A 12,582-nucleotide genomic window follows, 5' to 3' on the forward strand; every position below is an offset into this window, starting at 1 on the left:
TTGGAGGCGAATGCGCAGGTACGTGGCGGTCTGTCGGAGCGCCGTTGCAGCACGCAACCGCCGGGCGCTTAGCTTAGGGCAGGCTGCCCTTAGCGGATACGGGTTCAGGGGTTGCCAGATTAGGTGAGCCTTGCCTTACTCTCAGCGCCGACACTTCTTCCTGACCCCGGAGGCACCCGCATGCCCTTCTCCACGACGCGCTCGACGGGCGCCCGCCTGCGCCGCACGGCCCGCATCGCCGCCGTCGCCACCGCGAGCGCAGCGCTCGCCGTGACCGGCCTGTCCGCCTCGTCGGCGTCCGCCGCCGACGGCCCGGTCAAGAGCGGCAGCTTCCCGGTCGCGCTCGGCGTCTACGAGGTCGTCACCAACCCCTACACGGGCAAGTCCTACGTCGCGAGCGGCGGCACGCGCACCAACACCGCCACCGCGCGGATCCAGGAGGTGGACACGAAGACAGGGCAGGTCACCGGCTTCATCGAGTCCTCCGACACCGCGCCGTACGCGCTCGCCATCAACCCGGTGACGAACACGCTGTACACCGGCAACACCCGCAAGAACTCGGTCTCCGTCTACGACCTCGACACGAACACCGAGGTCACGACCATCGAGCTCGGCGTCCAGAACCGCCAGCTCGAGGTCGACACGGTGAACAACAAGGTCTACGTGACCGAGATCAACAACCAGCGCGTCGCGGTCATCGACGGCGCGACCAACACCCTCGAGGGGACCTTCGGCGTCGGCCCCGGGGCCAACGCGATGGACGTCGAGTACGACCCCGCGACCAAGAACTTCTACGTCGTGCACCTGGCCGGCGACGTCACCGTGATCGACGGCAGGACGAAGAAGATCAAGAAGGTCATCGCGCTCCCCTCGACCTCGCAGAACATCAGCGTCGACCCGAAGACCGGGCTCGGCTTCGTGACCGGCTACAGCACGGGGTCGGTCTCCGTCATCGACACCAAGAAGCTGTCGCTGGTCAAGACCGTCGACGCGGGCAACAACAACGGCGGCCTCGGCATCGACCTCGACGAGGGCAACCACACGGCGTACTTCACCAACCAGGGTGACGGCACGCTGTGGGCGATCGACACCGCCACCGGCGACCTCAAGTGGTCGCTCCCGGTCGGCCCCCGAGCCAACACCCCGGCCGTCGACACGCTCTACGACCAGGTCTTCGTGACCAACAAGGGCGACGACACGGTCGCGATCGTGAAGCCGGCGGCCAGCGCGGCGGACGACCGGTCGACGGCCGCCCGGGTGCTCGCCGCGCTGAGGCCGTACGCGAAGGCCGACACCGACCTGCACAAGGCGCTCAAGGACCTCGAGCGCGCGCTCTCCCGTGGCAACTGGACGACCGCGGGCGACCTCGTCGCCTCGCGGGAGGGTGTGCGCTACCTCGCGCGCGCGGTGTCCGAGCTGCGCGCCGCCGACGCTCCCGCGCCGGCCGCGATCCTCGAGGAGATCGCGGGGCTGTGACCGCCCCCGGTCGTCCAGGTATCGACGGGACCGTCGCCCTCGTGACGGGCGCGGGCCGCGGCATCGGCGCAGCCGTCGCCTCCGCCCTCGCCCGGGACGGTGCCTCCGTCGCCGTGCTGGACGCCGACGCGAGCGCCGCGGAGGACACCTCCGCGGCGCTCCGCGCCGTCGGCGCCCGCTCCCTGCCCTACGCGGTGGACGTGCGCGACCGCACCGCCGTCGACGGGGCCATGACCGACCTGGAGCGCCGGCTGGGCCCGCTCGACACCCTGGTCAACGTCGCCGGGGTGCTGCGCCCCGGCCCCGTCGCGGGCCTGTCCGACGAGGACTGGGACCTCACCTTCGCCGTGAACGCCACCGGCGTCTTCGCGGCGTCGCGCGCCGCCGCCCGCCGCATGCTCCCCCGCCGTCGCGGGAGCATCGTCACCGTCGGGTCGAACGCCGCTGGCGTCCCCCGGGTGAACATGGCCGCGTACGCCGCCTCGAAGGCGGCCGCCGCCCAGTTCACCAAGTGCCTGGGGCTCGAGCTGGCCCCGCACGGGATCCGGTGCAACGTCGTCTCCCCGGGCTCCACGCTCACCGACATGCAGCGCTCGCTCTGGGCCGGCCCGGACGGCGCCGACGCGGTCATCGCGGGCGACCCGGGGACGTACCGCGTCGGCATCCCGCTGGGCCGGATCGCGGACCCCGCCGACGTCGCCGAGGCGGTCCTGTTCCTCGTCTCCGACGCCGCACGCCACATCACCATGCACGACCTGTACGTCGACGGCGGCGCGACTCTTCGCGCCTGAAAGACTCTTCTGGAGAACACGTGACCGCACAGCTGGAGACACCCGCCATGCCCCTGCCGGCGCAGCACGCGCTCGCCGGCTACGTGCCGGGAGCGTCGGCGTTCTTCGCCTCGCCGCGGCACACCCTCCTCGCCGAGGGCGTCGTCGCCCGCCTGCCCGACGGGACGGCGTCGAGCCGGCTCGGCGACGCCGTCCGGCTGCTGCTCGCCGACGCGGTGCTCGCCGGCGGCCCGGGGATCGTCGTCGGCGCGGTGCCCTTCGCACCGGGCCGCGGTGCTGCCCTGACCGTCCCCGAGCAGGTCACCTGGGGGGCGCCGCTCGCAGCCCCCGCCCCCGCCCCGGCCCTCCCGCCGCCGGCCGCCGGCGAGGTGGTGGTGCGCCCGGTCCCCGAGCCCGAGCGCTACGCGGCGGGGGTCGCGGCGGCCCTGGAGCGGATGGCAGCCGGCGACGTGGCGAAGGTCGTGCTGGCGCGTGCCCTGGACGTGCGCACCGCCCGCCCCGTCGACGTGCACGCGCTGCTCACCCGGCTCGCGGCGCGCGACCCGCACGGCTACGCCTTCGCGGTCGAGCTGCCCGCCGACGACCTCGGCGGGGCCCGCACCCTGGTGGGGGCCAGCCCGGAGCTGCTCGTGTCCCGCACCGACGGCACGGCCCGTGCGAACCCGCTCGCCGGCTCGGTCCCGCGCAGCCCGGACCCCGAGGAGGACCTGCGGCGCGGGCAGGAGCTGCTGCGCTCGGCCAAGAACCTGCGCGAGCACGCGGTCGTCATCGAGGCCGTCGTCGAGGGCCTGCGCCCGCTGTGCCGTTCGGTGTCGGTGACGGGCCCGTCGCTGGTGCAGACCGCCACCATGTGGCACCTCGGCAGCGGGATCACCGGGCAGCTCACGAGCCGCGAGACCACGTCCCTCGACCTGGCCCTCGCCCTGCACCCGACCCCGGCCGTCTGCGGCACCCCCGTCGACGCGGCGCGCGGCCTCATCGCCGAGGTGGAGCCGTTCGACCGCGGGTTCTACTCCGGAGCGGTCGGCTGGTGCGACGCCGACGGCGACGGCGAGTGGGTCGTCACCATCCGGTGCGGCGAGGTCAGCGGAAGCCGTGTTCGCCTGTACGCCGGGGCGGGCATCGTGCCCGGCTCCCGGCCGGAGGACGAGCTCGCGGAGACCACCGCCAAGCTCGGCACGTTCCTGCAGGCGCTCGGCCTGGACGGCGTGGCATGAGCACCGGCCCCGGCCAACTGCCCGGCTACGTCCCCTGGCCGGTGGAGTTCGCCGAGCGCTACCGGGCTTCCGGCTACTGGACCGGCGAGACGTTCGGCAGCATGCTGCGCGACCTGGCCGCACGGCACGGCGACCGGGTGGCCGTCGTCGACGGCGACCGGCGGTGGACGTACGCCGAGCTGGACGAGCGGGCCGACCAGGTCGCGGCCGGCCTGCACCGGCTGGGCATCCGCCCGCGCGACCGCGTCGTCCTGCAGCTGCCCAACGTGGCCGAGTTCTTCGAGGTCGTCTTCGGGCTGTGGCGCGTCGGCGCGCTGCCGGTGTTCGCGCTGCCGGCCCACCGCAGCAACGAGATCACGTACTTCTGCTCGTTCACCGAGGCCGTCGCCTACGTCGTCCCGGGCCGGCACGGCGGATTCGACTACCGCGGCCTCGCCGGCGAGGCGAGGGCGGCGGCGCCGACTCTGCGGCACGTGATCGTCGTCGGTGACGCCCCCGGCGACTTCACGGCGCTCGAGGACGTGCGCGCCGAGGCGCGCCCGCTGCCGGCGCCCGCCCCGTCCGACGTCGCCTTCCTGCAGCTGTCCGGCGGCAGCACGGGTGTGCCGAAGCTCATCCCGCGCACGCACGACGACTACCTCTACAGCGTCCGGGCCAGCGCCGAGATCTGCGCGCTGGACGAGTCGAGCGTCTACCTCGCGGCCCTTCCGGTGGCGCACAACTTCCCGCTGAGCTCCCCCGGCGCCCTCGGCACGCTGTACGCCGGGGGCACGGTCGTCCTCGCGCCCGACCCGAGCCCGGCGACCGCGCTCGGGCTGATCGAGCGCGAGCGGGTCACCATCACCGCCGTCGTGCCGCCGCTGGCGCTGGTCTGGCTCGACTCCGCGCCGGCACTGGGGCACGACCTGTCGAGCCTGCGGGTGCTGCAGGTGGGCGGCTCGAAGCTCAGCGAGGAGGTGGCCCGCCGGGTCACCCCGACCCTGGGGTGCGGGCTGCAGCAGGTCTTCGGCATGGCCGAGGGGCTGGTCAACTACACGCGGCTCGACGACCCGGACACGATCGTGCTCACCACCCAGGGCCGGCCCATCTCCCCCGACGACGAGATCAGGGTGGTCGACGACGCGGGCGAGGACGTGCCGCCCGGCGAGGTGGGGCATCTGCTGACGCGGGGGCCGTACACGATCCGCGGCTACTACCGGGCGGAGGAGCACAACCGCACGGCCTTCACCGTCGACGGCTTCTACCGCACCGGCGACCTCGTCCGGGTCACTCCCGAGGGCTACCTCGTGGTCACCGGTCGGGACAAGGACCAGATCAACCGCGGCGGGGAGAAGATCGCCGCCGAAGAGATCGAGAACCACCTGCTCGCGCACCCCGCGGTGCACGACGCCGCGGTGGTGGCCGTGCCGGACGCCTACCTGGGCGAGCGCAGCTGCGCCGTCGTCGTGCCCCGCGGCTCCGCGCCGACGGCCCTGGAGCTGAAGAAGTTCCTGCGCGAGCGCGGGCTGGCGGCGTACAAGGTGCCCGACCTCGTGAAGTTCGTCGACGCCTTCGCCCACACCGGCGTGGGCAAGGTCAGCCGCAAGGAGCTGCGCGAGGCGCTCGCCGCCTCCCTCCGTCGGTGACTCGCGCGCTTCCCACAAGCGCGCTTCAGCCAATCCTTCTTCTGCCGTCTCCTGAAAGAGGCCTGCCATGGCGCTGCCGCGCATCGCGCCCTACCCGCTCCCCGCGCTCGGCTCTCTCCCCCAGAACCGCGTCGACTGGCGCCCCGACCCCCGCCGCGCCGTGCTGCTCGTGCACGACATGCAGCGCTACTTCCTCGCCGCGTTCGAGCCCGGCACGTCCCCGCTGACCGATGCGGTCTCGCACATCCGCGCCCTCGCCGCCGGGGCGCGCGCGCTCGGCATGCCGGTCGTCTACAGCGCGCAGCCCGGCGGCCAGACGCGCGAGCAGCGTGGCCTGCAGCAGGACTTCTGGGGCGACGGCATCCCCGGCGACGAGGGCTCGCAGATCGTCGACGCGCTGGCCCCCGAGCCCGGGGACGTGCTGATGACCAAGTGGCGCTACAGCGCGTTCCAGCGCACCCGGCTGGCCGAGCTGCTCGCCGAGACCGGGCGTGACCAGCTCGTCATCACCGGGGTGTACGCCCACATCGGCTGCCTCGCCACGGCCAACGAGGCGTTCATGCGCGACGTCCAGGCGTTCGTCGTGGCCGACGCGCTGGCCGACTTCTCCGCGGAGCACCACCGCCACGCCCTCGAGTACGCCGCCCAGCGCTGCGCGGTCGTCCTCCCCGCCGCCCGGGTGCTGGAGGAGCTGACCGCGAGCACCGCGGTGGCCGGGCGCTGAGCCACAGGCCGCCCGTGGGCTCCGGCCAGGCGGGCGAGAAGGGCGGGAGGCCCGCGTCCGGCGGCGGCAGCTCGGCGGCGGCCCGCTCCGCCGCGGCCGTCAGGCTTCCCGCCTCCTCGCCTGCGGCCGACGCGGCTCGCGCGACGGCGGTGGGGAGCACGCGGCCGAGGCCCGCGAGCTCACGCTCGGCCCGCAGGGCGAGGGCCGCCTGCTCGGCGAGGGCCGTGAGCAGTTCCAGGTCGCCCTCGGCCCCGGGGCGGGACTCGTCGCGGTCGAGCACCGTGAGGCCCCCGAGGACGCGGTCGTCGTCGACGACGGGCACGGCGAGCATCGCGCGCGGCACGTACCCCGTCCCCTCGGCGACGTCCCGCGCGAACCGGGCGTCCGCCCGCAGGTCCCCCACGGCCACCGGCTGCCCGGCCATGACCACCCAGCCAGCGATGCCTCTGCCGGAGGGCAGCCGCCTGCCGGTGACCTCGTCCTCGCCGGCCCCGGAAGCGGTCGTGTAGACCAGCTCGCGCTCGTCTCGCTGAGCAACGCCAGCGAGACGCCCGGGCGCCGACCGGGTGCACCGCCGGGCCCAGCGCGGCCGCGACCCGGCCCAGCTCGGCGAGCAGCGCGCCCGCGCTCGGCTCGGTCACGCCGCCCCCTCCGGATCCCCGGGGAAGGGCCCGAGGGCGCCTCACGCCCCGCTCAGGCCCCCGACGCCAGCGTCTGCTGCACGGTGTCCAGGATCGTCGTGGCGGCGAGCGGGCCACCGGCGCTCATCCACGCCGAGCCGTCGACGGGCACGATCCGGTGCGCCGCGTAGGCCTCCAAGTCGGAGAAGCCGGGCGTCTGCCCCGCCTGCACCAGGGCCTTGGCGCTCGCCTCCGCGCCCGTGCCGGTCTGGCTGGCGCCCCCGCCCGGGCCGGCGCCGCCGCCGCCGAGGGTGCCGAAGAAGACCCAGTCGGCGTCGATGTCCTGCAGGTTCTCCAAGCTGATCGGCACCGAGTGGCCGGGGCCGTCCATGTCCTGGGAGGCCGGGCGGGTCAGCCCGAGGTCGGCCACGACCTTGCCGGGCAGCAGCTCCTTCATGAGGACCTGGGGCTGGCCGGACCAGCGCACGATGCTCACGCTCGCCCCGGCGTTCGGGCCGAGCGCGGCCTTCACCTGCTCGACCCGGGTCTCGTAGTCGGCCAGGACCTTCTCTCCCTCCGCGGCGCGGCCGAGGGCCTCGGCCTCGGCGGCGAAGGCGGCCTTCCAGTCCTGGCCGCCCTCGCTGACGAAGACCGTGGGCGCGATGCCGCGCAGCTTGCCGATGACGGACTCGTCGGAGGAGGTCGTTCCGTCGACCAGGATCAGGTCGGGCTGCAGCGCCGCGATCTTCTCCAGGTCCGGGGAGCCGATGCCGGCGACGACGGGGATGGCCTTCGCCTGCGCCCCCAGGTAGTTCGGCACGCTGCTCTGACCGCGCCCGTTCGTCGTGCCCACCGGGGTCACCCCGAGGGCCAGCGCCCCGTCCAGTGTGGGCTCGCTCAGGGCGACGACGCGGGACGGCCGCGCCGGGACCTCCACCCGGGCGCCGGACGCGTCCGTGATCGTGCGGGTGCCCCCCGTGGGGGTCGACGACCCGGTCGACGCGTTGTCGGCGTCGTTCCCGGACGAGCAGCCGGTGACGGCGAGGGCGGCGAGGGCGGCGCCCAGCAGCAGGCGGGAGAAGCGCGAGGCCAACATGGGGGCACAGCGTAGCCGACAGGTTAGGGATGCCTTACCTATCCTGACCTACCTGCTGTGCTCAGCAGCGTCGTCAGCCCTTCGGCGATCCCGCCCCGCCAGCAGGCCTGGTCGTGCCCGCCGGCGAACTCGCGGTAGTCCAGCGCGTACCCCCGCGCGGCGAGCGCGTCGCGCAGGCGGCGCGCCGGCTCCAGGCTGACCCACTCGTCGGTGCCGTTCTCCAGGAAGAAGCGCACCGGCACCGGCTCGGCGCGCAGCACGTGCCGCGTGACCGCCTCGGGCCCGGGCAGCGGGTCGTTGGGCCACCACCACGAGCCGGACTGGGCCAGGACCGCGCCGAGGCGCTCCGGGGCGTGCAGCGCCGCGTGCGCCGCGGCCAGCCCCCCGAGGCTCTGCCCCGCGACCACGGTGAGCGCGGGGTCCGCCGTCGCTGCCAGCTCGGCGGTGGCCCACGGCGCCAGCTCGCGCGCGAGGAACTGCGCGAAGCCCTCGGAGCAGGACAGGTCCCGGAACCGCTCCTGCCTGCTCCCGGCTTCGGGCAGCACCGCGACGAGCGGCGGGACCAGCCCCTCGGCCACCAGGTTGTCCAGGGTCGGGACGATCGAGAGCCGCTCGAGCCACATCTCCCCGTCGAGCAGGACCAGCAGCGGGTACGGCCCCCCGCCCGCGCGATGCCCCGCCGGCGTGTACGCCCACACCGCCCGCGCCGGCCCGTACGCCGCGCTCGCCACCTCGTGCCGCGTCACGCTGCCGCGGCGCACGCCCGGCCGCGCGCGCAGGTACGGCTGGGCGGGCGCGTCCGGCAGCTCCGCGACCGACCGCGCACCGACCCCCGGCGGCTGAAGCAGGATTCGCCCGTTCAGCGGGTCCGGTACGCCACGCCCCGCCGCCAGGGCCCGCAGCGCGGCGGCGTCCCCGTCGGGCCCGGGCACGAAGACGTAGCTCCCCCGCCACGTCGCGGGCAGCCGGTACGACAGGTGCCACAGGTCCGTGCCCGGCACCCGCTCCATGAGGCTCTGCTCGAGCCGGCTGCGGTCGGTGAGCTTGTTGGCCAGCAGCAGGACCCGTCCCGCGTCCCCGCGCCAGAGGAACGTCACGACGCAGTAGCCGGCGGCGTCGACGGCGCCGATCAACGGCGTGCCCTGCTCGGCGGCCTCCGCCCAGAGCCGCTCGACCGCGTCCGGGTCGTGTGCGAGCTCGCGGCGCAGGGTGGCGATGCGCGGCCCGGCGCAGACGGGGGCGGGCCAGGGCCGCGGGAGGCGCGGCGGCGTGCTCCCCGCGGGCAGCCCGACGCTGCGGTCGCTCATGGCCCCTCCCTCCGCCGCGGCGGGGAAGCGTACCCAGCACAATGCGCCCCGTGGCAGACGCGTTGACCTTCTTCCCCGCGCACGAGCGCACCGACCTGCTCGCCGCACCGGTGGCCGCGGCGGTATCGGCCTGGTCCCCGTCGTTCCCTGTGGAGGACGTGGTCGTCGCCGAGATCGACGCAGCGGCCGCGGACACGGCCGAGTTCTGCGCGCGCTACGGGGTCGGCCTCGAGGAGTCGGCCAACTGCGTGGTCGTCAGCGGCAAGCGGGAGGGCGAGGAGCGCTTCGCCGCCTGCATGGTGCTGGCCACGACCCGGGCCGATGTCAACGGCGTGGCCCGCAAGCGGCTCGGGGTCCGCAAGGCCTCCTTCGCCCCGATGGACGCCGCGGTCTCGCTGACCGGCATGGAGTACGGCGGCATCACGCCCGTCGGCCTGCCCGCAGGCTGGGCGATCTATGTGGACGTGGCGGTCGCGTCGTCGCCCCGCGTCGTCGTCGGAAGCGGGATACGTGGCTCCAAGCTCTGGCTTCCGGGTGCGGCACTCGCTGCCCTGCCCGGGGCCGAGGTGGTCGAGGGCCTGGGGCGCCCGGTCGCCTGAGGGCTCGCGGCCTGCGAACCGTCAGTCAGGAGTCCGCGTTCGGCCGTCGAGCTGCCCGCCGAGCGCGCCACCGATCCCCTTGAGCGCCTCGCCCAGCTCACTGGGCACGATCCACACCTTGTTTGAGCTGCCCTCGGCGATCTTCGGGAGCACCTGGAGGTACTGGTAGGCCAGCAGCTTCTCGTCCGGGTCCCCGGCATGGATGGCCTCGAACACCTGCGAGATCGCCCGCGCCTCGCCCTCGGCGCGCAGCACCGCGGCCCGCGCCTCGCCCTCCGCCCGCAGGACGGCCGACTGCTTGGCGCCCTCTGCCGTGAGGATCGCGGCCTGCTTCTGTCCCTCGGCCTGCAGGATCGCCGCGCGCCGGTCGCGCTCGGCCCGCATCTGCTTCTCCATCGAGTCCTGGATGCTGCTCGGCGGGTCGATCCCCTTGAGCTCCACCCGGTTGACCCGGATGCCCCAGCGGCCCGTCGCCTCGTCGAGCACGCCGCGCAGCTGGCCGTTGATCTGGTCGCGCGAGGTGAGCGTCGCCTCGAGGTTCATCCCGCCGACCACGTTGCGCAGCGTCGTCACGGTCAGCTGCTCGACGCCCTGGATGTAGTTGGCGATCTCGTAGCTCGCGGCCTTCGGGTCGGTCACCTGGAAGTAGATGACGGTGTCGATCCCGACGACGAGGTTGTCCTCGGTGATGACGGGCTGGGGCGGGAACGACACGACCTGCTCGCGCAGGTCGATCAGCGGCCGCACCCGGTCGACGAACGGCACGACGAGCGCGAGCCCGGGCCCGAGCGTCCGGTGGAAGCGCCCCAGCCGCTCCACGACGCCGGCCCGCGCCTGGGGGACGATCCGTACCGAGCGGTAGAGCACCAGCAACGCCGCGAGTGCGACGACGGCGAGGACGATCAGGCCGACCATGGGTCAGGCTCCCGTTCCGTAGACGACTGCGGTGGCGCCCTCGACGGCCATGACGTCCACCGTCTGGCCGGGCTCGAGGACGAGGGCGGGGTCGTACGACCGGGCGGACCAGACCTCTCCGGCGAGCTTGATGCGCCCGCCGCGGCCGTCCGTACGCTCCAGGACCACGGCCTGCTGCCCGACCAGCGCCTCGATGCCGGTGCGGGTGAGCGAGGAGGGCCGCAGGTGGCGCAGGGCCACCGGGCGGACGACGAGCAGCATCGCGAGGGCACTGACGCACGCGACCAGGACCTGGACGGCACCGGGGGCGCCGGCTGCCGCGGCCGCTGCGGCGGCAGCCGCGCCGGCCGCCAGCATGAGCGCGACCAGGTCCAGCGTCAGCGTCTCGACCGCGACAAGCAGCAGCGCGACGGCGAGCCATGCCGCCCACGCGTGCTCACCCAGCCATCCCATTGACAGAGCTTATGCGCGGTTCGCCCGATTCTCGACCGGTGGACGGGGAGCCAACGGGTCAGCTCGCGGCGCGCGCGCTCCAGCGGCCGTCGATGTGGTCGACGTGCAGCCGCAGGCCGAAGGCGTCCGAGAGCGGCTCGGCCGTGAGGACCTCCTCGACCGGCCCGGCGACCACGACGCCCCCCGCGCGCATGAGCATGGCGTGGGTGAAGCCCGGCGGGACCTCCTCGACGTGGTGCGTCACCAGCACCAGGGCCGGGGCGGCAGGGTCGGCGGCGAGGGCGGAGAGCCGGCGCACCAGGTCCTCCCTGCCGCCGAGGTCGAGGCCCGCGGCCGGCTCGTCGAGGAGCATGAGCTCCGGGTCGCTCATCAGCGCGCGGGCGATCTGCACGCGCTTGCGCTCGCCCTCGCTCAAGGTGCCGAACCGCCGGTCGGCCAGGTGGGCCGCGCCCATGGCCGACAGGAGGGCTGCCGCCCGGGTCTCGTCGACCCGGTCGTAGGCCTCGCGCCAGCGCCCGACGACCGCGTAGGACGCGGTGAGCACGACGTCACGGACGCGCTCGTCGGCGGGCAGCCGGGAGGCGAGCGCGGCGCTGGCCAGCCCGATGCGGGGGCGCAGCTCGAAGACGTCGACCGCGCCGAGCGTCTCGCCGAGGATCTCGACGGTGCCCCGCGTCGGGTGGACGAGGGCGCCGGCGACCTGCAGCATCGTCGTCTTGCCGGCGCCGTTCGGCCCGAGGACGACCCAGCGCTCCCCCTCGCGCACCCGCCAGTCGACCGAGTCCAGGATCGGGTTGCCCTCCCGGACCACCGTGACGCCGGACAGCCGCAGCACGTCCTCGCGGCCGTCCTCGAGGCCGTCCTCGAGGCCGTCCTCGAAGGCATGGTCGTCGCGGGCAGGCAGCCGATCCGTCACGCCGCGCACCTTACCCACGGCTGCGCGCCGCCCGGCGGCCCCTCCTACGCTGTGACGCCGTGCTGGAACTGCCGCGCTCCGCCCGCCTGGCCGCCTGGGGCGGCGCCGTCCTGCGTGGGGAGGTCAGCCCCGACGACGCGGTCGACGCGGTCGTCGGCGAGGACACCCGCCACGTCGTCCTCGGCCTGCCCGGAGCCGACGGGGAGGTCGGCCTCGCCCTCGCCCTCGGCCTGCTGCGGGTCGAGCGGGCGACCGGCCTGACGCTCGCGCTGCCGGTCCCCGGCGACCCGCGCGGGCTCGCCGGGCCGCCGGCCTTCACCGCCGCCGCCGTCGAGGCCGGCGAAGCCGTGGTCAGCGCGGGCAGCCCGGACGGCACGGCACACGGCCTCGTGCCGGAGGTGCTCGCGCTCGGGTCGAGCGGAACTCTCGTCCGCTGGCACGCGCAGCCCGCCCGGCCGGTGCCCTTCGGCTCGGCCCCCTCGCTGCGGGAGGCGGACGCGGAGCTGACCGTCGCGCTGCGGGAGGCGACCGAGGAGCTGGTGCGCCTGGACGTGGCGCGCTGGCGCCCGGAGCTGGCCGAGGCGCTGGCCCAGCTGCGCGGCAACGGCCAGGCCGACCCGCTCGGCCCGGGCTACTCGCAGCGGGCGCGGCGCGTTCTCGCGACCGCCTCCCGGGTCGCGGCCATCGCCCGCCTCGCCGGCGAGGAGCCCGGCGCGGCGGTGAGCGCCGGCCAGATCGGCATGCGCAGCGCCGCCCTCGGCCGACTGGCGGCGGCTGGGCGGCGGGCGGTCGCCGCGGCCGTCAACTCCCCGCTGGAGCCGACGGGCTGACGGCGGGCCGCCC

12 protein-coding genes and 1 pseudogene are annotated in these 12,582 nt (G+C 74.9%); 7 read left to right on the forward strand and 6 right to left on the reverse strand.

Annotated elements, in window-relative coordinates; genetic code table 11:
- Positions 1-180: 180 nt before the first annotated feature.
- From G9H72_RS21450 to G9H72_RS09045, 5 genes are all read left to right on the forward strand, one after another.
- Positions 181-1,476 carry a YncE family protein gene (locus G9H72_RS21450; protein WP_166170095.1) on the forward strand — a complete coding sequence of 432 codons (1,296 nt, stop codon included), beginning with the start codon at positions 181-183 and terminating at the stop codon, positions 1,474-1,476.
- On the forward strand, positions 1,473-2,267 hold the full coding sequence (locus G9H72_RS09030; RefSeq protein WP_166170097.1) for a 2,3-dihydro-2,3-dihydroxybenzoate dehydrogenase: 795 nt from the start codon (positions 1,473-1,475) through the stop codon (positions 2,265-2,267). Before G9H72_RS21450 ends, G9H72_RS09030 begins: the two co-directional genes overlap by 4 nt.
- Before the next feature lie 47 nt (positions 2,268-2,314).
- Positions 2,315-3,484, forward strand: coding sequence for an isochorismate synthase (locus tag G9H72_RS09035; RefSeq protein ID WP_166170540.1), 1,170 nt, complete (start codon positions 2,315-2,317; stop codon positions 3,482-3,484).
- Positions 3,481-5,109 (forward strand): (2,3-dihydroxybenzoyl)adenylate synthase, encoded by a 1,629-nt coding sequence (locus tag G9H72_RS09040; protein WP_166170099.1) that lies wholly within the window; start codon positions 3,481-3,483, stop codon positions 5,107-5,109. The genes G9H72_RS09035 and G9H72_RS09040 overlap by 4 nt, the downstream gene beginning before the upstream one ends.
- Before the next feature lie 67 nt (positions 5,110-5,176).
- Entirely contained in the window at positions 5,177-5,833 is a 657-nt protein-coding gene (locus G9H72_RS09045) for an isochorismatase family protein (RefSeq protein WP_166170101.1), read from the forward strand.
- A 205-nt stretch (positions 5,834-6,038) separates the two neighbouring features.
- Here G9H72_RS09045 and G9H72_RS23395 read toward each other — a convergent pair.
- The 3 genes and pseudogenes from G9H72_RS23395 to fes all read right to left on the reverse strand — a co-directional run.
- Positions 6,039-6,350: pseudogene (locus tag G9H72_RS23395) on the reverse strand (GAF domain-containing protein); the annotation flags it as partial.
- 176 nt (positions 6,351-6,526) lie between these two features.
- Complete coding sequence (locus G9H72_RS09055; protein ID WP_166170103.1) at positions 6,527-7,549, reverse strand: ABC transporter substrate-binding protein; 1,023 nt, start codon at positions 7,547-7,549, stop codon at positions 6,527-6,529.
- A 38-nt stretch (positions 7,550-7,587) separates the two neighbouring features.
- Positions 7,588-8,856 (reverse strand): enterochelin esterase, encoded by a 1,269-nt coding sequence (gene fes, locus G9H72_RS09060; RefSeq protein ID WP_166170105.1) that lies wholly within the window; start codon positions 8,854-8,856, stop codon positions 7,588-7,590.
- A gap of 41 nt (positions 8,857-8,897) precedes the next feature.
- On the opposite strand from fes, the gene G9H72_RS09065 reads away from it, so the two are divergent.
- Positions 8,898-9,455, forward strand: coding sequence for a YbaK/EbsC family protein (locus G9H72_RS09065; protein ID WP_166170107.1), 558 nt, complete (start codon positions 8,898-8,900; stop codon positions 9,453-9,455).
- A gap of 21 nt (positions 9,456-9,476) precedes the next feature.
- Here G9H72_RS09065 and G9H72_RS09070 read toward each other — a convergent pair whose 3' ends face one another.
- The 3 genes from G9H72_RS09070 to G9H72_RS09080 are packed head-to-tail and all read right to left on the reverse strand — an operon-like array spanning position 9,477 to position 11,739.
- Positions 9,477-10,370 (reverse strand): SPFH domain-containing protein, encoded by an 894-nt coding sequence (locus G9H72_RS09070; RefSeq protein WP_166170109.1) that lies wholly within the window; start codon positions 10,368-10,370, stop codon positions 9,477-9,479.
- A gap of 3 nt (positions 10,371-10,373) precedes the next feature.
- Positions 10,374-10,823 carry an NfeD family protein gene (locus G9H72_RS09075; RefSeq protein ID WP_166170111.1) on the reverse strand — a complete coding sequence of 150 codons (450 nt, stop codon included), beginning with the start codon at positions 10,821-10,823 and terminating at the stop codon, positions 10,374-10,376.
- A gap of 58 nt (positions 10,824-10,881) precedes the next feature.
- Positions 10,882-11,739: an ABC transporter ATP-binding protein gene (locus G9H72_RS09080; protein ID WP_331272126.1), complete on the reverse strand. Its 858-nt coding sequence runs from the start codon at positions 11,737-11,739 to the stop codon at positions 10,882-10,884.
- A gap of 59 nt (positions 11,740-11,798) precedes the next feature.
- Between G9H72_RS09080 and G9H72_RS09085 the strand changes: the two genes are divergently transcribed.
- Entirely contained in the window at positions 11,799-12,569 is a 771-nt protein-coding gene (locus G9H72_RS09085) for a hypothetical protein (protein WP_166170113.1), read from the forward strand.
- The last annotated feature ends 13 nt before the right edge of the window (positions 12,570-12,582 follow it).

The sequence above is a fragment of the Motilibacter aurantiacus genome (genome assembly GCF_011250645.1).
GTDB classification, from domain to species: Bacteria; Actinomycetota; Actinomycetes; order Motilibacterales; family Motilibacteraceae; genus Motilibacter_A; species Motilibacter_A aurantiacus.

Bases quoted from the DNA above. Each gene is read 5' to 3' on its own strand.
- G9H72_RS21450 (WP_166170095.1), top strand. From the start codon at position 181: ATGCCCTTCTCCACGACGCGCTCGACGGGCGCCCGCCTGCGCCGCACG.
- G9H72_RS09035 (WP_166170540.1), top strand. From the start codon at position 2,315: ATGCCCCTGCCGGCGCAGCACGCGCTCGCCGGCTACGTGCCGGGAGCG.
- G9H72_RS09040 (WP_166170099.1), top strand. From the start codon at position 3,481: ATGAGCACCGGCCCCGGCCAACTGCCCGGCTACGTCCCCTGGCCGGTG.
- G9H72_RS09045 (WP_166170101.1), top strand. From the start codon at position 5,177: ATGGCGCTGCCGCGCATCGCGCCCTACCCGCTCCCCGCGCTCGGCTCT.
- G9H72_RS09055 (WP_166170103.1), bottom strand. From the start codon at position 7,549: ATGTTGGCCTCGCGCTTCTCCCGCCTGCTGCTGGGCGCCGCCCTCGCC.
- fes (WP_166170105.1), bottom strand. From the start codon at position 8,856: ATGAGCGACCGCAGCGTCGGGCTGCCCGCGGGGAGCACGCCGCCGCGC.
- G9H72_RS09065 (WP_166170107.1), top strand. From the start codon at position 8,898: ATGCGCCCCGTGGCAGACGCGTTGACCTTCTTCCCCGCGCACGAGCGC.
- G9H72_RS09070 (WP_166170109.1), bottom strand. From the start codon at position 10,370: ATGGTCGGCCTGATCGTCCTCGCCGTCGTCGCACTCGCGGCGTTGCTG.
- G9H72_RS09075 (WP_166170111.1), bottom strand. From the start codon at position 10,823: ATGGGATGGCTGGGTGAGCACGCGTGGGCGGCATGGCTCGCCGTCGCG.